Here is a 25,543-nt window from a genome sequence, read left to right as displayed (position 1 = left end):
TCTTGCCGCCGGACTCATTCGAAACGGAAGAGAAACAACATGGCAACTAGGAGAAACGTGCTGGTCATGGGCGTCGCCGCCGCCACGGCGCTCGCCCTGGCTGCCTGCGGCGCCACGGCCGACAAGAACGAGGGCGGCACCTCCGGCGGCGACGGCAAGCCGGTCACCGGTCTGCGGATCATGGTGCCGAACACCCCGGGCGGCGGATACGACACCACCGCCCGCACCGCCGCAAAGGTGATGGAGGACGCGAAGATCGCCACCGGTGTGCAGGTGTTCAACCTGCCCGGCGCGGGCGGCACCGTGGGCCTCCAGCGGACCGTCAACGAGAAGGGCAACGGCAAGCTGGCCATGCAGATGGGGCTTGGCGTGGTCGGCGCCTCGTACACCTCGAAGTCGAAGGCGACCCTCACTCAGACCACCCCCCTGGCCAAGCTGATCGAGGAGGCCGGCGCCATCGTGGTGCCGAAGGACTCGCCGTACCGGACGATCGGCGACCTGATCGCGGCCTGGAAGGCCAACCCCAAGGGCATCGCCGTCGGCGGCGGCTCGTCGCCCGGCGGCCCGGACCACCTGCTGCCGATGCAGCTCGCGAAGACCGTCGGCATCGACCCCCGGCAGGTCAACTACGTCTCGTACGACGGTGGCGGTGAGCTGCTGCCCGCCCTGCTCGGTAACAAGATCGCCTTCGGCGCCAGCGGCTTCGGGGAGTTTCTCGACCAGGTGGAGGCCGGCCAGATCCGGGTCCTCGCGGTGACCAGTGAGGCGCCGATCGAAGCGCTGAAGGAGGTGCCCACGCTCAAGTCCGCGGGCATCGACCTGGTCTTCACCAACTGGCGGGGCATCGTCGCGCCGCCGGAGATCAGCGACGCCGACAAGAAGGTCTGGATCGACACTCTGACCAGGATGCACGAGTCCGCGGAGTGGAAGGCCGAGCTGACCAAGCGCGGCTGGACCGACGCCTTCGTCACCGGCGACCAGTTCGGCACGTTCCTGACCGAGCAGGACAAGGCCGTCGCGGACATCCTCAAGCAGCTCGGGCTGGCGTGAGCGCCATGACGACCCGACCGGACCGGGGCGGCGACCCGCCGCCCCGCCCGGCCGCGCCCGGAGAGACGGGCGCGGCCGGCGCCGTACCGTCGATCCCGGAGCAGCCGACCGCGGAGCGTCCGCAGCCGGCGGCGGCGCGGCCCGCACCGGCCGACGTCGCCCCGGCGGTCGTGACGGATGACCCGGCCGACGGCGAGCGACCGGCAACCAGGCCGGACCGCGCGCAGTACGGCGTGTGCGCGTTCCTCGCCCTGGTCGGCGCCCTGGTGATCGTGGACGCGACGCGGATCGGGCACGCGGTCAGCAGCGCCGACCCGGTCGGTCCGAAGCCGGTGCCGATCCTGCTGGGCGTGCTGCTGCTGGTCATCGCCGCGATCTACGCGGTGGACGTGGCACGCGGCGGCACGGGTGAACCCGAGGCCGGCGAGGACGTCGACCTGAGCAGCCCGATCGACTGGCGGACCCTGCTGCTGCTGATCGGCGCGTTCCTGGTCAACGCGGTGCTGATCGACCGGCTCGGCTGGGTGATCAGCGGCAGCCTGCTCTTCTGGGGCTGCGCGTTCGCCCTGGGCAACCGCCACCACGTCCGCAACCTGCTGATCGCCGTCGCCCTGTCGCTGATCACCTTCTACACGTTCGCGATCGGGCTGGGGGTCAACCTGCCCGCCGGCGTCCTGCAAGGAATCCTCTGATGGACAACCTCGCCTCCCTGCTCGACGGGTTCGCCACCGTGGTGACCCCGATGAACCTGCTGATCGCGCTGCTCGGCGTGACCATCGGCACCGCGGTCGGCGTGCTGCCGGGCATCGGTCCGGCGATGACGGTGGCGCTGCTGCTGCCGGTCACCTACGGGATGGAGCCGGCCCAGGCGTTCATCATGTTCGCCGGCATCTTCTACGGCGGCATGTACGGCGGTTCGACAACGTCGATCCTGCTCAACACCCCCGGCGAGTCGTCCTCGGTGATCACCGCGATCGAGGGCAACCGGATGGCCAGGGCCGGTCGGGCCGCCCAGGCGCTGGCCACCGCCGCGATCGGTTCCTTCATCGCCGGCACCATCGGCACCCTGCTGCTGGTGCTGGTGGCCCCACCGGTGGTGGCGTTCGCGGTCAGCCTTGGCGCGCCGGACTACTTCGCCCTCATGCTGCTGTCGTTCGTCGCGGTCACGGCGGTGCTCGGCGCCTCCCGGGTGCGCGGCTTCGCCTCGCTGCTCATCGGCCTGGTCATCGGCATCGTCGGCATCGACGCGGTGAGCGGCCAGCAACGGCTCACCTTCGGGGTTCCGCTGCTCGCCGACGGCATCGACGTCGTGGTGGTCGCGGTGGGCATCTTCGCCGTGGGCGAGGCGTTGTGGATCGCCGCGCACCTGCGCCGCCGGGCTGCCGAGGTGATCGGCGTGGGCCGTCCGTGGATGGGCCGCCAGGACTGGAAGCGGTCCTGGAAACCGTGGCTGCGGGGTACCGCGTACGGGTTCCCCTTCGGCGCGCTGCCCGCAGGCGGTGCGGAGATCCCGACCTTCCTGTCGTACGCCACCGAGAAGAAGCTGTCGAAGCACCCGGAGGAGTTCGGTCGGGGCGCGATCGAGGGCGTCGCCGGGCCGGAAGCCGCAAACAACGCCTCCGCGGCGGGCACGCTGGTGCCGATGCTGGCGATCGGCCTGCCCACCAACGCCACCGCCGCGGTCATGCTGGCCGCCTTCCAGCAGTACGGCATCCAGCCCGGCCCGCTGCTCTTCGAGCGGGAGTCCGCCCTGGTGTGGACGCTGATCGCCAGCCTGTTCGTCGGCAACCTGCTGCTGCTGGTGCTCAACCTGCCGCTCGCTCCCGCCTGGGCCCGGCTGCTGCGGATCCCCCGCCCGTACCTCTACGCGGGGATCCTCTTCTTCGCCTCGATGGGCGCGTACGCGGTCAACGCCCAGCCGTTCGACCTGTTCCTGCTGCTCACCCTCGGCCTGATCGGGTTCGGGATGCGGCGCTTCGGCCTGCCCATCCTGCCGCTGATCGTCGGGGTGATCCTCGGCCCGCGTGCCGAACTCCAGGGGCGCCGGGCGTTGCAGCTCTCCGGTGGCGAGCTGCACGGCCTGGTCGGCGGCTGGGTGTCCTGGCTGATCTACGCGGTGATCGCGGTGGTGCTGCTCTGGCCGCTGCTCGGCCGTTTCGTGGTCCGTCCGCTTCGTGGGAGGTTGGTGACCGGATGACCGTGCTGGTGGGATACGTGCCCTCGCCGCTCGGCGAGGTGGCTCTGGCGGCCGCGGTGGAGCAGGCCCGGTTCCGTGACGAGCCGGTGCTGGTCGTGAACACGTCACGCGGTGACGCGTACGTCGACCCGCGCCTCGCACCGGAGGCCGACCTGGACCGGGTGGTCCGTGAGTTGACCGCGGCCGGAGTGCCGCACAGCGTCCGCCAGCTGATCCGCGGCCGGGACGCGGCGGAGGAGATCGTGGAGATCGCGGAGACGGAGGACGTGTCGCTGGTGGTGATCGGAATCCGGCACCGCAGCCCGGTGGGCAAGCTGATCATGGGGTCGACCGCGCAGCAGGTCCTGCTCGACGCGCCCTGCCCGGTGCTCGCAGTCAAGGCAAGGTGAGCGGGCGAAGGGGGCTCCCGGTTTGACGGGAGCCCCGGTGCGCACTCAGGCGGGCCTGCTGCTCGCGCACACCATCGTGGTGCAGGCGGTCACCTTCGTACTCCGCCCCGCGTCCGCGTACCAGGCGCTGGACCTGGACGTGCCGGCGGCCTGGCTCGGGGTGCTCGGCGCGAGCTTCGCGGTCGTACCGCTGGTGCTCGCGGTCCCCTCCGGCCACGCCGTCGACCGGTTCGGCGAACGCCGGATCGTGCTGGCCGGGTCGGCCCTGCTCGCCGTCGCCGGCCTCTGCTTCGTGCTCCTCGCCGAGTCGGTCGCCGGCCTGGTGCTGGCCAGCATGGTCCTCGGCACCGGACACCTCTGCGCGGTGGTGGCACAGCAGGCGCTGGTCGCCAACCGCACCCCGCCGACCGCTACGACGCCGCGTTCGGCTACTACACGTTCGCGGCCTCGCTGGGGCAGGCCCTCGGCCCCGGCCTGATCGTGCTGTTCGGCGGGGACCGCCCGATCCCGGACACCGGAGGGATCTTCCTCGGCGCGACCGCCCTCACCGTGCCACTGCTGGTCGTCGCCGTCCTGCTCCGCCCGTCCGGGCACCATCAGCGGGCCGCCGGTCCGGGCTGCGGCGGGATCCGGGACCTGCTCCGTCAGCCGGGCCTGGTGCGGGCCCTCACCGTCAGTTGCATCGTCCTGGCCGCCGTCGACATCACCCTGGTCTACCTGCCGGCGCTCGGCGCGGAGCGCGGGATCGCCGCCGGCTCGATCGGCGTCCTGCTGGGGCTGCGCGCGGTCGCCTCGATGGCCTCCCGGCTGCTGCTGGGCCGCCTGGTCGCCGCGGTGGGCCGGCGCACGCTGCTGATCGGCACCGTCGTGCTCTCCGCCGTCGGCCTCGGGCTGCTGCTGCCGCCCCTCCCGGTGTGGGCGATGGCCGTGGTCGTCATCGTCGCCGGGCTGGGGCTGGGCGCCGGGCAACCGCTGACCATGTCGTTCCTGGCCGAGTCGGCCCCACCCGGGCTCCGCGGCCGCGCGATGTCGCTGCGGCTCACCGGCAACCGGCTCGGGCAGGTGCTGATCCCCAGCGCGGCCGGGGCGCTGGCGGCCGGCGCCGGCGCCGTCGGGGTGCTCGCCTGCACCGCCGCGGGCCTGGCCGGCGCGGCTGTCGCCGCCACCGGCCTGCACCGGCCGAACCCGACCGCCGACTAGACGATTCCGTGGCGCGCCCTCGTCGGCGGGAGCCCGGCTGCCGCACGACGCCCCGCGGTGGGTAGCAACGGCCGTCGGCCGTCGCGTCCCGATTTCCCTGCTCAGCCGTTGCTGGCCGGGTGGGGGGCGATCTGGCCCTGGCGCAGCCGGGCGGCGCACATCTCGGCGAGCGTCGCGTACGCGGGGGCGCCGATCAGGGCGGTCAGCTCCGGGCCGTACGAGACGTACATCGGTTCGGTGCCGACGTGCGCGTCCGTCGACGAGGTGCACCACCAGTCCAGGTCGTGGCCACCGGCGCCCCAGCCCCGGCGGTCGAACTCGCCCAGCGTGGACATCAACACCTTGGTGTTGTCGGTCCGCTTGACCCACTCCTGGTCCCGGCGGATCGGCAGCTGCCAACAGACGTCCGGCTTGTACTCCAGCGGGTGCACGCCGTCCCGCAGCGCCTGCGCGTGCAGGGCGCAGCCGCCCCCGCCCGGGAAGTCGGCGTCGTTCAGGAAGACGCACGGACCGTCCGCGTCCCGGGTGGCCGTCCGGCGGGCCGGCGTCTTGCCGTCGACCGTGTCGTCCGCGGTCCAGTTCTTGAAGCCCCGCCGGTGGTGCTGCCAGGTCTCCGGCGTCAGCCGCTTCACCGCGGCGCGGACCCGCTTCTCGTCGTCGGAATCGGTGAAGAACGCGCCGTGCGAGCAGCAGCCGTCGGCGGCCCGGCCGGCGATGATGCCGTGGCAGCCGCGACCGAAGACGCACGTCCAGCGGGACAGCAGCCACGTCAGGTCGGCCCGGACCACGTGCTTCTCGTCGGCCGGGTCGACGAACTCGATCCACTCCCGGGGGAAGTCCAGCGGGACCTCGCGGCTACGCGGGTCGCCCGGGTCGTCCACCAGCACGCGGAGCTCGATCTGCCCTGTCACCCGGCCCAGCGTACGCGCGGAGTCGCGGGCGGGCCGGCGAGCCGGGCGAACGAGTTGGGCCTAGTGTCGTGGACATGCGACTGGGTGTCCTCGACGTCGGGTCCAACACGGTGCACCTCCTGGTGGTCGACGCCCACCGTGGCGCCCACCCCTGGCCGGCGCACTCCGAGAAGGCGGTGCTGCGCCTGGCCGAGCAGATCGGCCCGGATGGCGCGCTCACCGACGCCGGCGCGGACGCCCTGGTGAAGGCGGTCGCCACGGCCAAGGAGGCCGCGGCGGGGCTGGACACCGACGACCTGATGGCCTTCGCCACCTCGGCGGTCCGTGACGCCGCCAACTCCTCCCAGGTGCTGGCCCGGGTCCGCGACGAGACCGGCGTACGCCTGGAGGTCCTTCCCGGTGCGGACGAGGCCCGGATGACCTTCCTCGCGGTGCGGCGCTGGTTCGGCTGGTCCGCCGGGCGCCTGCTGGTGCTGGACATCGGCGGCGGTTCGCTGGAGATCGCGGCCGGCATCGACGAGGAGCCGGACGCCGCCGTCTCGTTGCCGCTGGGGGCCGGCCGGCTCACCCGCGACCGCCTCCGGGTCTCCCCGGACAGCGCCGCGCCGCCGTCGGCCGAGCTGGTGGACGACCTGCGGGCGTACGTGGACGGCCGGCTCGACAAGGTGGTCGAGCAGTTGACCGAGGTGGGCTGGGAGCGTCCGGTCGCCACCTCGAAGACCTTCCGCATGCTGGCGCGGCTCGCCGGGGCCGCCCCCTCCGGAGCCGGCCTGTGGGTCCGCCGCCAGCTGACCCGCTCCGGGCTGCGGCAGGTGCTCGGCTTCATCCGGCACATCCCCCCGGCGCAGCTCGTCGAGTTGGAGGGGGTCAGCGTGGGCCGTGCCCACCAGCTCCTCGCCGGCGCGGTCGTCGCCGAGGCGGTGATGCGCCGCCTCGACGTCGACGCGCTGGACATCTGTCCCTGGGCGCTGCGGGAGGGCGTCATCCTGCGCCGGCTGGATCAGCTCGCGCCGATGTGACGTACGCGGGGGCCCTGCGGAGTTTGCGGACACTCGTCCTGAAGGTCCCATCGACGCCCGCTACCCTCGACGGTGTGACTTCCCGCGTCCCGGTGCTCCTGTCCACGTCGTCGGTCTTTCCCGAGCGGACGGCGGCGGCGTTCCAGCTCGCCGCGGCGCTCGGCTACGACGGCGTCGAGGTCATGGTCTGGACGGACGCCGTGAGCCAGGACGCCGGCGCGCTCGCCGGGCTCGCCAAGCACTACGGCGTGCCGGTGCTCTCCGTCCACGCCCCGTGCCTGCTGGTCACCCAGCGGGTGTGGAGCGCCGACCCGTGGGAGCGGCTGCGGCGCTCCGGTGAGCTGGCCGAGACCCTCGGCGCCCCGACGGTGGTGGTGCACCCGCCGTTCACCTGGCAGCGGGAGTACGCGCGCACCTTCGCCGAGGGCCTGCACGAGGTAACCGAGCGGTTCGGCGGGCTGCGGTTTCCGGTGGAGAACATGTACCCGGTCCGGATGGCCGGCCGGCAGTTCGTCCCGTACGTGCCCGGCTGGGACCCGACCGAGACCGGCTACCCGTCGTACACCCTCGACCTGTCCCACTGCGCCGCCTCGCACACCGATTCACTGGAGATGGCGGACCGGATGGGCGCCGGCCTGGCGCACGTCCACCTGGGCGACGGCACCGGCGAGGGGCGCGACGAGCACCTGGTGCCGGGTCGGGGCAACCAGCCCTGCGCGGAGCTGCTGCGGTCCCTGGCCGGTCGGGGCTTCACCGGGTCGGTGGCGGTGGAGGTGTCGACCCGGGGCGCGAAGAGCCGCGCCGACCGCGAGGCCGACCTGCGGGCCGCGCTGGAGTTCGCCCGGCAGCACCTCGGCACCCCGTCCCCGGTCGACGCCTGAGCGTCGACCCGCCCGACCGGACGGGACGACGAGGTCAGCTGACCGGCGTCAGGGTGTCCGCCGGGGCGGTGGACTGGGCCGCCACCGGAACCTGCTCGCCGACCGCGGCCCGCTTCCGGGCGCGGTGCGCGGCCACGTGGGAGCGGGTGGCGCAGCGTTCGGAGCAGAACCGCCGGCAGCAGTTGGACGAGGTGTCCAGGTAGACGTTGCCGCAGCGCTCGTCGGCGCACACCCCGAACCGGGCACTGCCGTACTCGCAGAGCCAGACCGACAGGCCCCAGACGGCACCGGCCAGGTACTCCGCGCTCACCGAGGCACCGCGGCTGGTGACGTGCATGTGCCAGTCGCTGGAGTCGTGCCCGGAGATGCGCGGCTGCACCGGGTACGCCTCGAGGAGCGCGTTCAGTTCGGCGACCGCCTGGGCGTCCCGCCCGGAGGTGCCGTAGTCGAAGACGTCGCGCAGGCGCTTCTGCGCCCGCCGGAAGATCGCGAGGTCCCGCTCCGACACCTCGTCGCGCATCCACGCGTTGTCGTCGGGGAAGAGGGCCCGCAGGGCGTCGAGGTCGTCCAGCCGCGCGTTGACGAGATCAACGCCGGTCCGGGCGTACGCGTCGAAGTTCACCCCACCAACGGTAGACGACTCACGGGGCGCGTGGCGCGTCGATGTAGTGCGGCAGGAACCGCGCGTAGCCGTCGGTGATCAGACTCGCGCTCTCCCGGACGCCGGCACCGGCCGACTCGCCGTCCACGACCCAGCTGCCCAGCACCATCCGGTTGCCGGCGAACTCGGGCAGCGCGCGGAACTCCTGGTAGCACCAGCCCTCGTTGCCGTAGATCCCCGGATTGACGATCTCGGTGCCGCCGGTCACGATGCGCACCGAGCCACCCTCCCGGCCGAGCAGCGGCTTGGCGACGTACTCGGACATTCCGCGCGGCGAGTCCAGGTACGCGGGAAGCAGCAGCTCGTGCCCCGGGTACAGCTCCCACAGCACGGCGAGCAGCGCCTTGTTCGACAGGAGGAGCTTCCAGGCCGGCTCGATCCAGGTGGTGGGGGTGCCCGGGTCCAGCGTCGGCCGCCCGTACGGCTCGGCGAGCATCCACTCCCAGGGGTAGAGCTTGAAGCAGGTGGTGACCGGGCGATCGGCGGCGTCGACGAAGCGGCGGCCGTCCCAGCCGATCTCCTGGATCGGCAGCAGCTCCACGTCGAGGCCGGCCTGCCGGGCGGTCTCGGCCAGGTAGCCGGCGGTCATGTGGTCCTCGCCGGACTCCTCCTCGCTCGACCAGACCACGTGCACCCGCCGGTCGTGCAGCCCCGCGCCGATCTTGGCCCAGGCGGTGACCAGGCGCTCGTGCAGGCTGTTCCACTGGTCCAACTCCGGCCGGGTGTGCTCCAGCCAGTACCACTGCACGATGGCCGCCTCGACAAGCGCGGTCGGGGTGTCGGCGTTGTACTCCAGCAGCTTCGGCGGCCAGCTGCCGTCGTACCAGAGGTCGAACCGGCCGTACAGGGTGGGCGGCGCCTCGCGCAGCGACCGGGCGACCGCCTCGGCCGCCCAGGCGGGGATGCCGAACTCCGCGTACCGGTTGCGGGCCACCACGTGCTCGGCGGCGGCCACCGACATCCGGTGCAGCTCCTCGGTGGCCTCCTCCAGGCGGAGCACCTCGGGCAGGTCGAAGGCGTACGCGGCGGTCTCGTCCCAGTACGACATGATCCCGCCGTCGGGCAGTTCGGTGTCCACGTACACCAGGCCCTGCGAGCGGACCGTCGCGTCCCAGCCGGCGCGGGGGGTCACCGGCGTCCGGCGCACGTCAGCCGCCGCAGGCGGCGAGGTGGCTGCCGAAGCCGCCGCGCTCCGGCAGCGCGGCCGGGGCCGGCTCGGGGGCGACCCGCGCGGCGCCGGCCTCGGGTACGCGCAGCGCCAGGGCGACCGTGCCGCCACCGCCGACCGGGCCGATGGCGCAGTCGTCGTCATCGTCGTCGGACGTCATGTTGCAGCCGGAGAGGGCGAGCGCCAGGGCGGTGAGCGCGCCGAGCTGCACGGAGGCCGACCGGAGCCGGCGGCGGGGATGTGCGGTCACGTTCATGGTTGTAACCGATGAACGCCACCCGCGTCGTCCCGCGCAGGTGCAAGGAGCGGCCCTTCCTATCGCCTCGTGAGGTGCGAGGGGCCCCTGTTGGCACCTCGGCCGGCCGTGCGTCACACCCCCGGCCGCCGCCCGGCGCGGCTCCCCGTGCTGGCGTTACGCTCAGCTCATGCTCCGTTCTGTCATCCTCGCCGCTTCCCGGTCATCCCAGGTCGAGCGGCTCGTCGCGACAGCCCCGTTCACCCGGGACGTCGTCCGCCGGTTCGTCGCCGGCGCCAAGACCGACGACGCGTTGCGCGCGACCCGCGCACTCGTCGACGACGGTCTCGCGGTCACCCTCGACAACCTCGGCGAGGACACCGTCACCCCCGAGCAGGCGAACGCCACCCGGGACGAGTACCTGAAGCTGCTGCGGCTGCTCGCCGCCGCCGGCCTGACGCCGGCCGCCGAGGTGAGCGTCAAGCTCTCCGCTCTGGGGCAGGCGTTCGACGAGCAACTCGCGTACGACAACGCACGGGCGATCTGCGCGGCGGCCGACGAGGCGGGCACCACGGTCACCCTCGACATGGAGGACCACACCACCACCGACTCGACGCTGGACATCCTCGCCAAGCTGCGCAAGGACTACCCGTCGACCGGGGCGGTGCTCCAGGCGTACCTGCGGCGCACCGAGTCGGACTGCCGCGAGCTGGCCGGCGCCGGTTCCCGGGTGCGGCTGTGCAAGGGCGCGTACAAGGAGCCCGAGTCGGTGGCCTACCAGTCCGCCCGCGAGGTGGACAAGTCGTACGTCCGCTGCCTGAACATCCTGATGTCCGGCGACGGGTACCCGATGCTCGCCACGCACGACCCCCGGCTGATCGCGATCGGTGAGGACCGGGCCCGCTGGTTCGACCGCGGCCCGGAGCGGTTCGAGTTCCAGATGCTGTACGGCATCCGCCCCGAGGAGCAGAAGCGCCTCGTCGGCGAGGGCTACACCGTGCGCACCTACGTCCCCTACGGCGACGAGTGGTACGGCTACCTCATGCGCCGTCTCGCCGAGCGTCCCGCCAACCTGGCGTTCTTCGCCCGCGCCCTGGCCTCGAAGAAGTAGCGCCGCGACGCGGTCGACGGGCCACTTGACGGCATTGGCTAATGACATTAGCTTTAAGGCTATGGGCGTTAGCTTTGTGGAGCGGCCGGGCGGACGGATCGCGTACGAGGTGCACGGGCAGGGCCCGCTGGTCGTGCTCTCGCACGGCATGGGGGAGAACCGCGGCTCGTTCCGCCACCTCGTGCCGCTGCTGGTCGAGGCGGGCTACCGGGTGGCGGCCGTGGACGTGCGCGGGCACGGTGCGTCGAGCGCCGGTTGGCCCACGTACGCCCCGGCCGAGGTCGGCGCCGACCTCCTCGCGGTCGTCCGCGACCTCGGCGGCGGACCGGCCACCCTGGTCGGCAGCTCGTCCAGCGCGGCGGCCGTGGTCTTCGCCGCCACCGACGCGCCGGAGCTGGTCAGCGGCATCGTGCAGATCGGCGCGTTCGTCGGTCAGGCCAAGCCGAACCCGGCGCTGCGGCTGGCCCAGTTCGTGGTGCTGCGCAGCCCACGGCTGTTCGGGGCGTTCCACCGCACACTCTTCCCCGTGCGACGGCCGGCCGACGACACCGCGTACCGGAAGGCCATGGTGGCCACGCTGCGGGAGCCCGGCCGGATGGCCGCGACCCGGGGCGTCGTCGCGCCCGTCGAGCCGCACTGGACCACCCGGGCGCCGCAGGTCCGGCAGCCCGTGCTGGTGCTGATGGGGACCAAGGACCCGGACTTCCCCGACCCGGGCGCGGAGGCGCGCGCCGCCCGGCGGCTCTTCGCCACCGCCGAGGCGCGGATGATCGACGACGCCGGGCACTACCCGCACGCCGACAGCCCGGCGGCGACCGCCGCCCCGCTCGTCGAGTTCCTGGCGGTGACCGCCGGTGCCTAGGGCCGGCCTCACCCCGGACACCGTCGTGCGCGAGGCGGCCCGGCTCGCCGACGAGGTCGGCCACGACCGGCTGACCCTCGCCGCCCTGGCCACCCGGCTCGGCGTCGCGTTGCCGAGCCTCTACAAGCACGTGCGAGGTGCCGACGCGCTCGCGCAGCGCCTCTCCGTGCTGGCGACCGCCGAGCTCGCCGACGAGATGACCGCGGCGGCCGCCGGCCACGCCGGCGCCGACGCGCTCCGCGCCGTCGCCACCGCCTACCGGGCGTACGCGCGCCGGCACCCCGGCCGCTATCCGGCCGCCCAGCGGGCGCCCGACCCGGCCGACGCCGAGCACCAGGCGGCGGGGGAACGGGCGGTCGGCGTCGTCTACGCCGTCCTCCGGGGGTACGGGGTGACCGGCGAGCCGGCCGTCGACGCCGTGCGCATGTTCCGCAGCGCCGTGCACGGCTTCGTGTCCCTCGAGGCGGCCGGCGGGTTCGGGCTCCCGCAGGACGTGGACCGCTCGTTCGAGCGGCTGCTCGACGGCCTCGACGCCGCATTCCGTTCCTGGCCGACGCACTGACCCGTCGCGCGCGGCGGCGAGGGCAGGGTCAATCCGGCGGCGCCGGCGAGCCCCTCGCTCGATGGGGACACGGGTGGGACGTGCTCGCGGGCCGGCTGACGGGGCCGTACCCTTCGGCGGTGACTGAGGGCACACCCGTGACCGACGGCGCGGCGGAGGGCACGCCGGATGGGGCATGCCGGGGCATCGCCCGGTCGGAAGACCCCGACCTGGCGCAACCCGTCCCCCGGGTGCCGGCCGCGCCCGGCGACGCCCCGCTCGGGGAGGGTGGCGCGGAGGGGCCGGCGGAGGTCGTACCCACGCCGGCGCCGCGCCGGTCGCGCCGCTGGGCGCTGTGGACGGCGCTGGCGGCCGTGGTCGTGCTGCTGGCCTGCGGCCTGCCGGCGGCGCTGGTGGCCGGGGAGCGGGGGAGCACCGGGCCCGCCGTGGCGGCCGTCGAGCCGGCGACCGTCGTCGCCCGCCAGTTCGCCGAGCGGGTCGACGCGCAGCTCGACCGCCAGTCGGCCGCCCTGCTGCGCGGCGACCGGGCGGGGTGGCTGGCCGTCGCCGAGCCGGGCGTCCACGCCGAGCTGCGGCGTCGCTTCGCCGCGCTGCGCGCATTGCGGGTGACCGGTTGGCAGGCCCGGCCGGACGGCCTGCCGACGCCGGTCGAGGGCCGGCCGGGCGAGTGGCGGGTGATGGTCGAGTTCCGCTACTGCTTCGCCGTGCCGGACTGCCGGACCAGCCCGGTGCTGACCGCCACCCGCTGGCGGGACGCCACCCAGCCCCGGCTGCTCGCCGTCGAGCCCTCCGCGTCGAGGTCGGCCGGCACCCGGCCGTGGGAGGTCAGCGACCTGGTCGTCGCGGTCGGCGAGCGTACCGTCGTCGCCACCACGCCGGCGCAACGAAAGCGGCTGCCCGACCTGTTGGCGCGGGCCGAATCAGCCGCCCGGATCGCCGACACCTACGCCGTCGACGGGCGGACGCCGGACCGGTACCGGATCTTCCACGCCGGCCCGGCCGAGTGGAAGCGCTGGTACGGCGGCGGCCGGCCCAGATGGACGGCGGGGTACGCGGTCACCGTCGGCGGCGGCCACCACGAGGTGGTGCTGAACGCCGACAGCGTCACCGGGACCGGACTCGACGACCTGCTCCGCCACGAGCTGACCCACGCCGCCACCATGCCCGACGTCGGCTATCCGGGCGCCCGGGCGTGGTGGCTGGTCGAGGGACTGGCCGAGTACGCGGGCGTCGACGGCCGGCCGGTCGAACGGTACGACGGGCTGGCGGACGTCCGGCGGCTGGTCACCGGGGACTGGTCCGGGCGGCTCGACCGCCTCGCGCCGGCCGGCAGCGCCCCGGCCGACCGGGTCTCCGGCAGCTACGGGGTCGCCTACCTGGCGGTCCAGCACCTGGTGGACCGGTTCGGCATCGAGCGGCTGCTCGCGTTGTTCCGGGTCGTGGCGCACGAGGGGCGGTCGCTCGACGAGGCCGCCGACGAGGTGTTCGACACCCCCTGGAGCGTCCTGCACGACGAGTGCGTCGCGTACGCCCGCTCGCTCACCGGCTGAGCCGACATCGGCGCACGTCGCGGTGCCCCCGTCGCGCCGCCGCCGCGCGGACGCGCCTCCCGGCGTCGTAGCCCGGCCCAGGGGACCGCAGACGGGCGCGGGACCGTACTCTTCGCCGCGTGACTGACCGGCAGCCCCTGACCGACCTTCTGCCAACGACGCCCGCCGCGCCGGCCCCGGCGACCGACCCTGCACCGCATCCGGCGCCCGACCGACGACCGCGCCGGCGCTGGCCGTTGTGGTCGGCGCTCGTCGCGATCCTGCTACTCGTCTCCGGCCTGGTCATGGTGCTGCCGGCCGTTGTCGCCCGCGACGGCGCGGCGTTCGCCGGGGTCGTCGCGCGGGCCGAGAACCCCACCACCCGGGCGGCGCGGCTGCTCGCGGGGCGGATCACCGGGCAGCTGGACCGGCAGTCCGCCGCGCTGCTCGCCGGAGACCGGGCCGGGTTCCTTGCGATCGCGGAACCCGCCGTGCACGCCGACCTGCGCCGCCGGTTCACCACGCTCCGGGCGCTTCAAGTGACTGGTTGGGAGGCCCGCCCGAGCGGCCTGCCCACTGAAGCGGGACGACCGGGTGAGTGGCGGTTGACGGTCGAGTTCCGGTACTGCTTCGTGGTGCCGGACTGCCGTACCAGTTCGGTGCTCGTCGAGACCCGGTGGCGGGGGGACAGGGGGGAACCACGCCTGCTCGCGTTGGCCGGGTCGCGGACCGAGACGCAGCTGGCCGGTCGAGCCGAGTGGCAGGCCGAGGCTCTGCCCTGGGAAGTCAGTGAGCTGGTAGTCGCGGTGGGCGGACGTACGCTCGTGGCGACCACCCCGGCGTTGCGCAAGCGGCTGCCGGACCTGCTGGCCCGTGCCGAGGCGGCGGCCAAGGTCGCCGACCGGTACGTGGTGACCGGTTCCCGACCTGACCGTTACCGGATCTACTACGCCGGGCCGAAGGAGTGGAAGCGCTGGTACGGCGGCGACCTGCCGGGGTGGGCAGCCGGGTACGCGATCGGCATCGGTGGCGGTCACCGCGACATCGTCGTCAGGGCGGGCCAATACACCGACACCGCCGTGGACGAGCTCCTCCGGCACGAGCTGGCGCATGCCGCCTCGCTTCCCGACAACGACCGCTGGGACGAGTCGGCGTGGTGGCTGGTTGAAGGCCTGGCCGAGTATGTGGCCTCCGACGGACGGTCGATCAGCCGGTACGACGGACTGAGTGCGACCCGGCGGTTGGTCAACCGCGGCTGGAACGGCAAGCTCGACAGCGTCGCCCCCGCCGACGACGCCTCGCCCCTGCGGGTGGCCGGGAACTACGGGATCTCGTACCTCGCCGTTTCGCACCTCGTCGCCCGGTTCGGCGAGGAGCGCGTGTTCGCCTTCGTCAAGGCGGTCATCCACGATCTCCGGATTCCGAGGCAGACCGCCGAGGAGATCTTCGGCCAGCCCTGGTCGACCATCCACGACGGCTGTGTCGCGTACATACGGGACGTGGCGGGATGACGAGCCGGGACGGCCGTATCGTCGTACGTCGACGTGCCTCGTAGCATGGGGCGCGTGCGCCGCACCGACCCGCCGCGGCTGCCCGCAGCCACGCGCTTCCGCCCCCGCCTGCTCACCGCCCTCCTCGCGGTCGTCGTCCTGACCGGCACCACCGCCGCCTCGTGCGGCGGGGAGGAGTCACCGGTCGCCCTGGCGGCCGCCGGCCGGACCGCTGTCGCCGAGGTCATCGACGCGCCGGCCACCGTGACCGCCCGGGCCGCCGCCACCCTCACCGCCGCCGCGGACGGGACGCTGGCGAGCCTCCGCGTGCAGCCCGGCCAGCGGGTCCGGCGGGGGCAGGTGCTCGCCGTCATCGACTCGCCGCAGGCGGAGGAGCGGCTCCGCCAGGCCCGGGACGCGCTCGCCGCCGCGCGGCGGGCCGGGCGCGGCGGCGGCGGGGGCGACCTGACCGGCGGGCTGCGGGGCACCGACCGCGCGGCCGACGAGACGTACGCGGCGGCCCGCGCCGCGGCGGCGAAGATCAGTGACCCGGAGCTGCGGGAGGCGCTGCTGCTCCAGGTCCGGGACGCCCAGCAGCGGTACGAGACCGCCGCCCGCGCCGCCGACCGTGCGGTGCGCGCGGTGCAGCGCGGCGTGAGCAACCTCAACGCCGCCGTCGGCGCGCTCGCCACCGCCCAGCGCCTCCAGGCCCAGCAGGCGTACGACCTGGCGAAGGCGACCGTCGACGCGCTGACCCTGCGCGCCCCGATCAACGGTGTCGTCCAGGCGGGCGGCACGACCACCGGGGGTGGTGTCGCGCCGGACGCCCTGGCCGGCCTGCTCGGCGGGGGCGCGGCGACCGGCCTGAACCCGTCGGCGCTCGGGCCCGTGCCGGCCGGCCCGCCGCCCGGTGTGGACGTCGCCGTTCCGGTGGGTGGCCTGGTCACCGCCGGGACGCCGGTGCTGACCATCGTCGACACCGGCCAGCTCGGGCTGCTCGCCGAGGTGGACGAGACCGACGTCCTCCTGGTGAAGGCGGGGCTGGCCGCGACGGTCGAGCTGGACGCGGTCCCCGGCGCCACGTACGAGGCCACGGTCCGCTCGGTCGACGTCCTGCCCACCACCTCGGCGCGGGGCGGGGTGGGCTACCGGGTGCGGCTGGTCCTCGGCGCGGGCCGGTTCGGCGAGGGCGAGCCGGCGCCGGCCCCGCGGCCGGGCATGAACGCGGTGGTCCGCCTCCAGGCACGGGAGGCCACCGACGCGGTCACCGTGCCGGCGTCGGCCGTCTTCTCGGCCGACGGGCGCGACGTGGTCTGGGTGGTACGGGAGGGCCGGGCCGAGCGGGCGGCGGTGACGGTCGGCGTACAGGGCCAGGACCTGGTGCAGATCGTGAGCGGGGTGCAGGCCGGCGACCGGGTCGTGGTCCGGGGCGCCGACCAGGTCCGCGACGGCCAGGAGCTGGGGTGACCGCCCCGGCGATCGAGGCCGTGGACGTGTCCCGCACGTACCAGCTCGACGGCGTCTCGGTGCCGGCCCTGCGCGGGGTGTCGCTGACCGTCGCGCCGGGGGACTACGTGGCCCTGGTCGGGCCGTCCGGCTCGGGCAAGTCGACCCTCATGCACCTGCTCGGCGGGCTGGACCGGCCGACCGGTGGCCGGCTGGCGATCGGCGGCCGGGAGGTGGGCAGCCTCTCCCCCGGGGAACTCGCCGCGTTGCGCAACGAGACCATCGGCTTCGTCTTCCAGGCCTTCCACCTGCTGCCCCGTACCTCCGCGGTGGACAACGTGGCTCTACCCCTGGTCTACCGGGGGGTGGGCGCCCGGCAGCGGCGGGAGCGGGCCGCCGCCATGCTCGGCCGGGTCGGCCTCGGGCACCGCCTCGACCACCGGCCGAACCAGCTCTCCGGCGGCGAGCAGCAGCGGGTGGCCATCGCCCGCGCCCTCGTCACCGATCCCACGGTGCTGCTGGCCGACGAGCCCACCGGCAACCTCGACAGCGTCACCGGCGCGGCTGTGCTGGAGCTGCTGGAACGGCTCAACGCCGAGTCCGGTGTGGCGTTGGTGATGGTCACCCACGACCACGAGGTGGCGGCGCGGGCCCGTCGACGGATCGCGATGCGCGACGGTGTGGTCGTGGCGGACAGCGCCGACGAGCGTCATGATCCACCGGTGTCGGCGGGCACCGGGCGACCTGACACACTGGTGCCCGCTCCCAGCGCGGAGTCCCGGTCCGCGTCCGGAAGCGGCCCGGGGCACCCGTCCGGTGGCACCGGTGGCGCCGCCGGAGCCACCGGGCGCCGCGCGGGCGAGGGGCCGGCCGGTGACGCGCCCGCCGTGCCGGCCGACGAGGAGGCCGTCCCGTGAGACTGGCCGAGGCCTGGCGGGTGGCGCTGGACGCCCTGCGCGCCAATCGCCTGCGCAGCGCCCTCACCATGCTCGGCGTGATCATCGGTGTCGCCTCGGTCGTGATCCTCGTGGCCATCGGCACCGGCACCAAGCAGAAGGTCGAGCAGCAGGTCGAAGGGCTGGGCTCCAACCTGCTGCTGGTCGTACCCGGCCGGATCGACGTGGGCTCCGCGCCCGCGCTCTCCCCGCTGACCCTGGACGACGTCGACGCGGTGTCCCGCGTGGTCGGGGACCCCGACCGGGTGGCCGTCACCGTCGCCTCCGGCGCCACCGTCCGGGCGGGCGCCCGGTCGGACTTCAGCACGGTCCAGGGCGTACTGGAGACCACGCCCGCGGTGTTCACCCGTGAGCTGGCCCGGGGCCGCTACCTCACCGGGTCCGACGTGGACACCAGCCGCCGGGTGGCGGTGCTGGGCGCGTCGGTGGCGCGGGCTCTCTTCCCCGACCGGGATCCGGTCGGGCAGCAGGTCACCGTCTCCGGGGTCCGGTTCCGGGTGATCGGGGTCTTCGCCCCGCTCGGCCAGAGCCTCGGCGTGGACCGGGACGACGAGGTCCACGTGCCGGTCACCGCCGCGCAGCGGCTCTACGGCACGCAGCGGATCGACGGCATCGCGGTGAAGGCGCCGGACCGCGAGCGGATCGACGAGTTGGGCGGGCGGATCGTCGCCGAGTTGACCCGTCGCCACCCGGGGACCGAGTTCAGCGCGGTCACCCAGGAGCAGATCCTCGGTGTCCTCGGCGACATCCTCGGCATCCTCACCGGCGTGCTGGCCGCCATCGCCGGCATCTCGCTGCTGGTCGGCGGCGTCGGCGTCTCCAACATCATGCTGGTCTCGGTCCGCGAGCGGACCAGGGAGATCGGGCTGCGCAAGGCGGTCGGCGCCCGCCCGCGCGACATCGGCGTGCAGTTCCTGCTGGAGGCGGTGCTGCTCACCTCGATCGGCGGCCTGACCGGCATGGCCCTCGGGGTTGGTACGGCCCTGACCGTGGCCGCCGTGTCGCCGATCCCGGCGGCGGTCACGTGGTGGTCGCTGGCGCTGGCGTTCGGCGTGTCGGCCGCGGTGGGGATCGTGTTCGGCGTGGTGCCGGCCCAGCGCGCCGGTCGGCTCGATCCCGTGGTGGCGCTGCGCTCCGAGTGACCCCGCGATCCGGACGGGTGAACCGCGAGCCGGACGACCGACCCGCGAAGCCGGTAAACGATGTAACAGACGGTCGGACACCCGTGCGAATTATGATCAGTTGTACGAAGGGATCGCGCCGGTCACAGCGGCCCCGCTACCGTACTGGTAACACGCGCGTCGCCGGTCCGGGCGGAGGTTCCCCGCCGGATGGGACGCGCCGGGCATGGGATGGGTCGGGTGAGCCATGGCCGGGTCGCAGTCCGACGGTCGGCTGTCGGAGGTCAAGTTCCTCACTGTCGCCGAGGTGGCGACGGTCATGCGGGTGTCGAAGATGACGGTCTACCGCCTGGTGCACAGCGGCGAGCTCACCGCGGTCCGGGTCGGCCGGTCGTTCCGTGTTCCCGAGCACGCGGTGCACGAGTACCTGCGCGGTGCCTTTCAGGAAACCGCCTGAGCCGCCGCCGGGGCAGGCGGACCAGCCGGCGTGACGGGCATCGAGGGGCCGCGTTGGTCCTGCTGAGGCTCTCCGGCTACCCTGGACCCCGACCGTGACCGCAGGTGCGCTCCGCCGCCCGTCCCGCTGGTCCGGTCCGTTGTCCGCAAGCGGTCGCCGGCGTCACCCGTGGCGTCATCCGGTCCGCCCCGCACGTTGCATCGAAAGGCTGTCGTATGGGCTCGGTGGTCAAGAAGCGCCGCAAGCGCATGGCTAAGAAGAAGCACCGCAAGCTGCTGCGCAAGACCCGCGTCCAGCGTCGCCGTCTCGGCAAGTGACCGGGGCCGGGCCCGGCCCGGCACCGTCGTCACCGCCAACTGTCGACCCTCGGAGGCTCAGGTGATCAGGCCGTGGACGTCCCGGCTCGGTCCCGCCTGCCGGGGGAGGTGCGAGACATGACCCCCGGTGGCACCCCTGGTGCTCCGGGGGTCGTGGTCGTGACCGGGGTGAGTCGGTACCTCGGCGCCCACGTCGCGGCCCGGCTCGCCGCCGACCCGCGGATCGAACGCGTCATCGGCGTCGACCCGCCCGAGTCCGGCGCGGAGCTGACCGACCTGCTCGACCGCGTCGAGCGCGTCCGGGTGGACGCCGGCTCGATCGGCGGCCTGCTCGCCGACCTCGACGTGGACGCCGTCGTGCACCTCGCGCTGGTCAGCGCACCGGACCCGCAGCACGGGGGCCGGGCGGGCATGAAGGAGCAGAACGTCATCGGCACGATGCAGCTGCTCGCCGCCGCCCAGCGTGCTCCCCGGCTGCGCAAGCTCGTCGTCCGCTCGTCGACCGCCGCGTACGGGGCCTCGTTCCGCGACCCGGCCGTCTTCACCGAGGAGACCGAGCCGCGCGAGGTGCCGCGCGGCGGTTTCGGCCGCGACATCCTGGACATCGAGGGGTACGTGCGAGGTTTCCGCCGCCGCCGGCCCGACGTGACCGCCACCGTCCTGCGGTTCGCGCCGTTCATCGGCTCGACCGCCGACACCACGCTGACCCGCTACTTCTCGCAGCCGGTGGTGCCCACCGTCTTCGGCCGCGACCCGCGCCTGCAGTTCCTGCACTTCGACGACGCGCTGGAGGTGCTGCACCGGTCGATCGTCGAGGATCATCCCGGCACGTACAACGTCGCCGGTCCCGGCGTGCTGGCCCTCTCCCAGGCGATCCGGCGGGCCGGCCGCATCGCGATGCCGGTCCTCGAACCGGGCCTGTCCGGGGCGGCGGCGCTCGCCCGCAGCCTCGGTTTCGGCCGCATCGGGCTCGACCAGGTCGACCTCTTCGTGCACGGCCGGGTCGTCGACACCGGTCGGCTGGAGCGGGAGTACGGCTTCACGCCGCGCTCCACCGCCGCCGCGTTCGACGACTTCATCCGCGCCCACCGTGGTGGGGCCGTGGTGACCCGGGACCAGCTCGCCGCCGCCGAGCGGCTGGTGCTGGACGGGATCCGGCAGGTCCGGGCGGCCGCCCGGGAGCGGTCGTGACCGCCCGGCCCCGGCGCGAGCCCGCCGGCGGCGACGGCCGGTACGACGTACCCCTGGCCGTGCCGGATCCGGCGGCGGAGCCGGCGCGGGCCAACGGTCACCGGCCCGTCGCGGCGGCGGTGCCGGTGCCCGACGAGCTGGACACCTCCGCGACGGACGAGGCTCTGGCCGTGCCCGACGAGCTGGACACGGCGGCGACGGACGAGCCGGCGGCGGTGCCGGACGAGCTGGACACGGCCGTGACCGACGACACGCCCGGTGCCGTCGAGCGGGCCGCCGTGGCGCCGGACGGGCCGGCCGTCCCCGACCGGCCGGGCGACCACTGGGACCGCAAGGTGGCCACCGGCCTGGCGTTCCTGCGGCGGAGGCTCGCCGGGGAGTACGAGGTCGACGAGTTCGGCTTCGACCCGCAGATCACCGAGGCGGTGTTCCACCCGCTGCTGCGGCTGCTGTACCGGGACTGGTTCCGCACCGAGGTCAGCGGCCTGGAGAACGTGCCCGCCGACGGCGCCGGCCTGGTCGTCGGCAACCACTCCGGCACCGTCGCCCTCGACGCGCTGATCCTCTCGGCGGTGCTGCACGACCGGCACCCGGCGCACCGGTTCCTCCGCCTGCTCGGTGCGGACCTGGTCTTCCGGATGCCGGTGGTGTCGGAGATCGCCCGCAAGACGGGCGGCACGGTCGCCTGCAACCCGGACGCGGAGCGCCTGCTCGGCTCCGGTGAGCTGGTCGGCGTCTTCCCCGAGGGCTTCAAGGGCATCGGCAAGCTGTACGCGGAGCGCTACAAGCTGCAACGCTTCGGCCGGGGCGGGTTCGTGTCGGCGGCGCTGCGCACCGGTACGCCGATCGTGCCGGTGGCGATCGTCGGGGGCGAGGAGATCTACCCGATGCTCGCCGACGTCAAGCCGCTCGCGCGGTTGCTCAAGCTTCCGTACTTCCCGATCACGCCGACCTTCCCGTGGCTCGGCCCGCTGGGCATGGTGCCGCTGCCGAGCAAGTGGCTGATCGAGTTCTGTCCGCCGATCCCCACCGCGCACCTGACCGACTCGGCCGACGACCCGCTGGTCGTGTTCAACCTCGCCGACCAGGTGCGGGAGACGATCCAGCAGACCCTGCACAAGCTGCTGGAACGCCGGCCGGATCCGTTCGGCCCCTGACCGTCGGCTGCCGGTGGCGGGGAGCACCTCGCCGGTAATGCGGGTGCGCCACCCCGTCCGGCGTCGTACGGTCCTGGGTTTGTGAGCAGGGTCGTGGAGGCCGTCGTACCGGCCCGGTTGGGGAATGGTTTCCGCTGGTTGCTGGCCTCGTCGTGGGCGACGAACCTCGGCGACGGGGTGGCGGTCGCCGCCGGGCCGCTGCTGGTGGCGTCGCTGACCGACAATCCCTTCCTGGTCTCACTGGCGGCGCTGCTGCGGTGGGCCCCGCCGATGCTGTTCGGCCTGTACGCGGGCGTGCTCTCCGACCGGCTCGACCGGCGCCGGATCGTGATCGTGGCGAACGCCGTCCGCGTCGGCGTCCTGGGCGTGCTGACCCTGGCGCTGGTCGCCGACCGGCTCTCGGTGTTCGGAGCGCTGCTGGCGCTGGCGCTGCTCGCCACCGCCGAGGTCTTCGCCGACAACACGACCGGAACGCTGACGCCCATGCTGGTGCGTCGGGAGGACCTGGCGATCGCCAACTCCCGCGTCCTCGCCGGGTTCATCACGCTCAACCAGTTGGCCGGCCCGGCGATCGGTGCGGCGCTCTTCGCGGCCGGCCAGGCCTGGCCGTTCGCCGCCGAGGCCCTCCTCGCGGCCGCCGGGCTGCTGCTGGTGTCCCGGGTGTCGCTGCCGCCCCGCGACCCGGCCCCGACGGAGGCGACCCGCAGCGTGCGGCGGGACATCGTCGAAGGGCTCCGGTGGACCGTCCGCCATCCGGCCGTCCGGACGCTCTGCCTCACCATCCTGGTCTTCAACATCACGTACGGCGCGGCGTGGTCGGTCCTGGTGCTCTACGCGAGCGACCGCCTCGACCTGGGTGCCGTCGGCTTCGGCCTGCTCAGCACGGTGACGGCGGTCGGCGGGCTGCTCGGGACCGTCGGGTACGGGTGGCTGACCCGCCGGGTGAGCCTGGGCCAGATCATGCGGATCGGGCTGATCATCGAGACCCTCACCCATCTCGGTCTCGCCGTCACCACGTCACCGTGGGTCGCCTCGGCGATCCTCTTCGTCTTCGGCGCGCACGCGTTCGTCTGGGGGACCACCTCGCTGACCATCCGGCAGCGGGCCGTCCCCGCCCAACTCCAGGGGCGGGTCAACAGCATCAACACCATGAGCACGTACGGCGGTCTGGTCGTCGGTTCGGCGGTGGGCGGCCTGCTGGTGACCCACTTCGGGGTGACCGCGCCGTTCTGGTTCGCGTTCGCCGGCTCGGCGGTCCTGGTCGCCCTGCTGTGGCGCGAGTTCACCCGCATCGCGCACGAGGACGACCCGGCCCCGGAGCCGGCCGTGGCGACCGGCTGACGGTCTCCGGAAGTCAGGAGCCGCGGTGGCGGCGCCGGTGCAGCGCCAGCCCGGCGGTGACGGCACCCGCGACGAGCCCGGCGGCCGCGGTCGACGGGACCGCGATCTTCACCGCCCGGCGCCCGGTGCGGAAGTCCCGCACCTCCCAGCCCCGCTGCCGGGCCTCCCGCAGCAGCGTGCCGTCCGGGTTGACCGCGACCCCACGACCGACCGCGCTGAGCATCGGCAGGTCGTTGGACGAGTCGCTGTACGCGGTGCAGCGGGACAGGTCCAGCCCCTCGACCGCGGCGAGCTGGGTGACCGCCTCGGCCTTCGCCGGCCCGTGCATCAGGTCGCCCACCAGCCGCCCGGTGTACGCCCCGTCGACGACCTCGGCAACGGTGCCGATCGCCCCGGACAGCCCCAGCCGGGCGGCGATGATCCGGCCGATCTCCACCGGCGCCGCGCTGACCAGCCAGACCCGCTCGCCGGCGTCGAGGTGACGCTGGGCGAGCCGGCGGGTGCCGGCCCAGATCCGGGGGGCCATCAGCTCGTCGAAGATCTCCTCCGCGAGCCGCTCCACGTCGTCCACCCGCCAGCCCTCGATGAACGCGAGCGCGGTCTCCTTGGCCTGCGACATGTCACCCGCGTGCTCGGTGGCCAGCACCCGGAACCGGAGCTGCTGCCAGGCGAACCGGAGCAGGTCCCCGGTGGTGAAGTAGTTGCGCGCGGCCAGCCCACGGGCGAACCAGTAGATCGAGGCGCCCTGCATCATCGTGTTGTCCACGTCGAAGAAGGCTGCGGCCGTCGGATCCGGCGCCGGGGGCGGGGCGTCCGCCTCCGCCCAGCCGGAGGTGTGACCGTGGGTGTCGGTGCTGACCGTCACCTTACGGCTGCGGGCCACGCGCCCTCCCTCCGCTCGATCGGCGCGCCGTGCGCCACCTGGCGAGGGTAGCCGGACGCACGGCCGAGCCGGCGACCCTCCGGGCAACTGTGGCGTGGACGGCCCGCACGGCCGGTGCCGACGTCACGCCGGGGTACGGAAACGGCACCTGTGTCCGGGCCGGTCGGGGCCGGACCTCCCCCGCGGCTCGTGCCCGGACGTCGAGGGCCGGTGTCGAAGTCCCTGGCTGGACTCCGCCTCGGCTCGACCGAGGACTTCGACACCGGTCCTAGCGGTCGGCGGGGCAGGTGGCCGGGGCCGGGCCGAGGGCGTCGCTGCCGGCCGGGGCGGGCAGGCCGCACGCGATGGCGGCGCGCAGCGCGTCCGAACGCTTGCGGACGGCGTCCAGCAGGGCGAGCGAGCGGCGGGTACGGTCCCGCTCGGTGCGCGTCCCGTCGTCGAGCAGGCCGCTGACCGCCTGCCGCTGCGCGGTGACGAAGGTGTTGACCGCGTCCAGCGGAGCCGGGTCGGAGCGCTGCACGGCGGCACCGGTCAGCAGGCGTACGCCCTGGCGGGTGTCGGCGTCCATGTCGTCCAGGACACCGCTGTAGCCGGCCCGGTCGCCCCGCAGCTCCGCCGCCTCGCTCAGCCGGGTGCGGGCGAAGCCCAGGAAAAGCTGCCCACGGCTCACGTCCGAGCTGGTGAGCGCGAGCTGGGCGCGCTCGGTCGAGCGCTTCATGCCGTAGAGGGCGTCACCCGGCACGGCGTTCTCGCTGGCGGCCGAGATGCCGGAGACGGCCACGGCACCGGCCGCGATACCGACGAGGATGGCGCCACGGGCGCGGGCCCGTCGGGCGGTGACCGCCGGCAGCAGCGACGGGCGGAATGCTTTCGTGCGGCGCGTCGTCGAGCCGGACGCGGCGTCGGTGGCGGGTGCGCCGATGCCCTCGCGTTCGGCGGTGGCCAGCAGCATCGCCCGCAGGCCGGTACGGAATTCCGGGTCCACCTCGACGGCCGGCGGGGCGGCGCTGAGCCGCTGCCCGACCGCGACGAGGGCGGCGAGCTGATCGTCCACGCGGGACCGTTTGTGCTGCCGCCGGCCGCCGTTCGCCTCGTCGAGAAGTTGAGCGAAGCGCTCGGCGCGCCGACGGGAGAAGAGGTCGCTGTCCACCGTGGGGCACCTCCTCTCGCTGGTCACGGCCGGTCGGCCGCGGTCGTCACCGGCGACCGGTGACGACGGCACACCACAGGGAGGCTCGTGGCCGGCAGGATCGCCGGACCTGAGGAACCCGGGGGGACGCCGGGACTGCCAACGGTCGCACCCGGAGAAACGCGCCGCGCAGGGCATGGGTTACGGGGCCGGCGCGGGAGAAATCACGGAAAGTGATCGGTCTCACCAAGCGATGCCGCCGCCGAGCTGCGCGGACGTC

General features: G+C 74.1%; 27 protein-coding genes. 21 read left to right on the top strand and 6 right to left on the bottom strand.

From position 1 onward, the window contains the following. The first annotated feature begins 39 nt into the window (after positions 1-39). Genes HCJ94_RS05420 through HCJ94_RS29515 form a run of 6 tightly spaced genes read left to right on the top strand, consistent with a single transcriptional unit; the run spans position 40 to position 4,836 of the window. A complete protein-coding gene (locus tag HCJ94_RS05420; protein ID WP_167999849.1) occupies positions 40-1,050 on the top strand; it encodes a Bug family tripartite tricarboxylate transporter substrate binding protein in 1,011 nt (336 codons plus the stop codon). A gap of 5 nt (positions 1,051-1,055) precedes the next feature. Next, complete coding sequence (locus tag HCJ94_RS29935) at positions 1,056-1,742, top strand: tripartite tricarboxylate transporter TctB family protein (RefSeq protein WP_240943970.1); 687 nt, start codon at positions 1,056-1,058, stop codon at positions 1,740-1,742. Next, positions 1,742-3,247 (top strand): tripartite tricarboxylate transporter permease, encoded by a 1,506-nt coding sequence (locus tag HCJ94_RS05410; RefSeq protein ID WP_167999848.1) that lies wholly within the window; start codon positions 1,742-1,744, stop codon positions 3,245-3,247. Before HCJ94_RS29935 ends, HCJ94_RS05410 begins: the two co-directional genes overlap by 1 nt. After that, positions 3,244-3,636 carry a universal stress protein gene (locus HCJ94_RS05405; protein WP_167999847.1) on the top strand — a complete coding sequence of 131 codons (393 nt, stop codon included), beginning with the start codon at positions 3,244-3,246 and terminating at the stop codon, positions 3,634-3,636. Before HCJ94_RS05410 ends, HCJ94_RS05405 begins: the two co-directional genes overlap by 4 nt. A 37-nt stretch (positions 3,637-3,673) precedes the next feature. Beyond that, positions 3,674-4,114, top strand: coding sequence for an MFS transporter (locus HCJ94_RS29520; RefSeq protein ID WP_205800695.1), 441 nt, complete (start codon positions 3,674-3,676; stop codon positions 4,112-4,114). A gap of 2 nt (positions 4,115-4,116) precedes the next feature. Next, positions 4,117-4,836 (top strand): MFS transporter, encoded by a 720-nt coding sequence (locus HCJ94_RS29515; RefSeq protein WP_205800694.1) that lies wholly within the window; start codon positions 4,117-4,119, stop codon positions 4,834-4,836. Between the two features lie 101 nt (positions 4,837-4,937). Here the strand turns inward: HCJ94_RS29515 and HCJ94_RS05395 are convergent, their stop codons facing one another. Beyond that, positions 4,938-5,747, bottom strand: a complete 810-nt coding sequence (locus tag HCJ94_RS05395) for a DUF3109 family protein (RefSeq protein WP_167999846.1) — start codon at positions 5,745-5,747, stop codon at positions 4,938-4,940. 74 nt (positions 5,748-5,821) lie between these two features. Between HCJ94_RS05395 and HCJ94_RS05390 the strand changes: the two genes are divergently transcribed. Then, positions 5,822-6,766 carry a Ppx/GppA phosphatase family protein gene (locus tag HCJ94_RS05390; RefSeq protein WP_167999845.1) on the top strand — a complete coding sequence of 315 codons (945 nt, stop codon included), beginning with the start codon at positions 5,822-5,824 and terminating at the stop codon, positions 6,764-6,766. A gap of 74 nt (positions 6,767-6,840) precedes the next feature. Further along, entirely contained in the window at positions 6,841-7,647 is an 807-nt protein-coding gene (locus HCJ94_RS05385; protein WP_167999844.1) for a sugar phosphate isomerase/epimerase family protein, read from the top strand. Between the two features lie 34 nt (positions 7,648-7,681). Here the strand turns inward: HCJ94_RS05385 and HCJ94_RS05380 are convergent, their stop codons facing one another. From HCJ94_RS05380 to HCJ94_RS05370, 3 genes are read right to left on the bottom strand one after another with little or no spacing between them, the layout of a single operon-like run. Beyond that, on the bottom strand, positions 7,682-8,269 hold the full coding sequence (locus HCJ94_RS05380) for a CGNR zinc finger domain-containing protein (RefSeq protein WP_167999843.1): 588 nt from the start codon (positions 8,267-8,269) through the stop codon (positions 7,682-7,684). 19 nt (positions 8,270-8,288) lie between these two features. Beyond that, positions 8,289-9,455, bottom strand: coding sequence for a glutathionylspermidine synthase family protein (locus HCJ94_RS05375; protein WP_167999842.1), 1,167 nt, complete (start codon positions 9,453-9,455; stop codon positions 8,289-8,291). A 1-nt stretch (position 9,456) separates the two neighbouring features. Then, a complete protein-coding gene (locus HCJ94_RS05370) occupies positions 9,457-9,726 on the bottom strand; it encodes a hypothetical protein (RefSeq protein ID WP_309227154.1) in 270 nt (89 codons plus the stop codon). Positions 9,727-9,901: 175 nt separating this feature from the next. On the opposite strand from HCJ94_RS05370, the gene HCJ94_RS05365 reads away from it, so the two are divergent. The 13 genes from HCJ94_RS05365 to HCJ94_RS05305 all read left to right on the top strand — a co-directional run bounded on the left by HCJ94_RS05365 (position 9,902) and on the right by HCJ94_RS05305 (position 23,251). Continuing rightward, positions 9,902-10,822 (top strand): proline dehydrogenase family protein, encoded by a 921-nt coding sequence (locus tag HCJ94_RS05365; protein ID WP_167999841.1) that lies wholly within the window; start codon positions 9,902-9,904, stop codon positions 10,820-10,822. Positions 10,823-10,883: 61 nt separating this feature from the next. Next, positions 10,884-11,684 (top strand): alpha/beta fold hydrolase, encoded by an 801-nt coding sequence (locus HCJ94_RS05360; RefSeq protein WP_167999840.1) that lies wholly within the window; start codon positions 10,884-10,886, stop codon positions 11,682-11,684. Next, positions 11,677-12,246, top strand: coding sequence for a TetR/AcrR family transcriptional regulator (locus tag HCJ94_RS31070; protein WP_167999839.1), 570 nt, complete (start codon positions 11,677-11,679; stop codon positions 12,244-12,246). The genes HCJ94_RS05360 and HCJ94_RS31070 overlap by 8 nt, the downstream gene beginning before the upstream one ends. A gap of 119 nt (positions 12,247-12,365) precedes the next feature. Further along, positions 12,366-13,796 carry a hypothetical protein gene (locus tag HCJ94_RS05350; RefSeq protein ID WP_309227153.1) on the top strand — a complete coding sequence of 477 codons (1,431 nt, stop codon included), beginning with the start codon at positions 12,366-12,368 and terminating at the stop codon, positions 13,794-13,796. A 119-nt stretch (positions 13,797-13,915) separates the two neighbouring features. Continuing rightward, a complete protein-coding gene (locus HCJ94_RS05345) occupies positions 13,916-15,286 on the top strand; it encodes a hypothetical protein (RefSeq protein ID WP_309227152.1) in 1,371 nt (456 codons plus the stop codon). Between the two features lie 45 nt (positions 15,287-15,331). After that, on the top strand, positions 15,332-16,732 hold the full coding sequence (locus HCJ94_RS05340) for an efflux RND transporter periplasmic adaptor subunit (RefSeq protein ID WP_167999838.1): 1,401 nt from the start codon (positions 15,332-15,334) through the stop codon (positions 16,730-16,732). Next, on the top strand, positions 16,729-17,628 hold the full coding sequence (locus HCJ94_RS05335; protein ID WP_309227151.1) for an ABC transporter ATP-binding protein: 900 nt from the start codon (positions 16,729-16,731) through the stop codon (positions 17,626-17,628). Before HCJ94_RS05340 ends, HCJ94_RS05335 begins: the two co-directional genes overlap by 4 nt. Beyond that, the gene (locus tag HCJ94_RS05330) at positions 17,625-18,809 is read left to right on the top strand and encodes an ABC transporter permease (RefSeq protein WP_167999837.1); all 1,185 of its coding nucleotides are present in this window, start codon (positions 17,625-17,627) and stop codon (positions 18,807-18,809) included. The genes HCJ94_RS05335 and HCJ94_RS05330 overlap by 4 nt, the downstream gene beginning before the upstream one ends. Positions 18,810-19,035: 226 nt before the next feature. After that, positions 19,036-19,245 carry a helix-turn-helix domain-containing protein gene (locus HCJ94_RS05325; RefSeq protein ID WP_007465625.1) on the top strand — a complete coding sequence of 70 codons (210 nt, stop codon included), beginning with the start codon at positions 19,036-19,038 and terminating at the stop codon, positions 19,243-19,245. A gap of 215 nt (positions 19,246-19,460) precedes the next feature. Next, positions 19,461-19,562: a 30S ribosomal protein bS22 gene (locus HCJ94_RS05320; RefSeq protein ID WP_007465623.1), complete on the top strand. Its 102-nt coding sequence runs from the start codon at positions 19,461-19,463 to the stop codon at positions 19,560-19,562. Positions 19,563-19,679: 117 nt separating this feature from the next. Further along, positions 19,680-20,753, top strand: a complete 1,074-nt coding sequence (locus HCJ94_RS05315) for an NAD-dependent epimerase/dehydratase family protein (protein WP_167999836.1) — start codon at positions 19,680-19,682, stop codon at positions 20,751-20,753. A gap of 278 nt (positions 20,754-21,031) precedes the next feature. Then, positions 21,032-21,910 (top strand): lysophospholipid acyltransferase family protein, encoded by an 879-nt coding sequence (locus HCJ94_RS05310; RefSeq protein WP_167999982.1) that lies wholly within the window; start codon positions 21,032-21,034, stop codon positions 21,908-21,910. Between the two features lie 81 nt (positions 21,911-21,991). Further along, positions 21,992-23,251, top strand: coding sequence for an MFS transporter (locus HCJ94_RS05305; RefSeq protein WP_167999835.1), 1,260 nt, complete (start codon positions 21,992-21,994; stop codon positions 23,249-23,251). A 13-nt stretch (positions 23,252-23,264) separates the two neighbouring features. Here HCJ94_RS05305 and HCJ94_RS05300 read toward each other — a convergent pair whose 3' ends face one another. Both HCJ94_RS05300 and HCJ94_RS05295 read right to left on the bottom strand, forming a co-directional pair. Continuing rightward, positions 23,265-24,134, bottom strand: a complete 870-nt coding sequence (locus HCJ94_RS05300) for an HAD family hydrolase (RefSeq protein WP_167999834.1) — start codon at positions 24,132-24,134, stop codon at positions 23,265-23,267. A 268-nt stretch (positions 24,135-24,402) separates the two neighbouring features. Beyond that, complete coding sequence (locus HCJ94_RS05295; protein ID WP_167999833.1) at positions 24,403-25,284, bottom strand: DUF5667 domain-containing protein; 882 nt, start codon at positions 25,282-25,284, stop codon at positions 24,403-24,405. Positions 25,285-25,543: the final 259 nt, after the last annotated feature.

The organism is Micromonospora thermarum (assembly GCF_012034245.1).
In the GTDB taxonomy this organism is placed as follows: domain Bacteria; phylum Actinomycetota; class Actinomycetes; order Mycobacteriales; family Micromonosporaceae; genus Micromonospora; species Micromonospora thermarum.
This window is presented reverse-complemented; position numbering and strand designations above follow the sequence as displayed.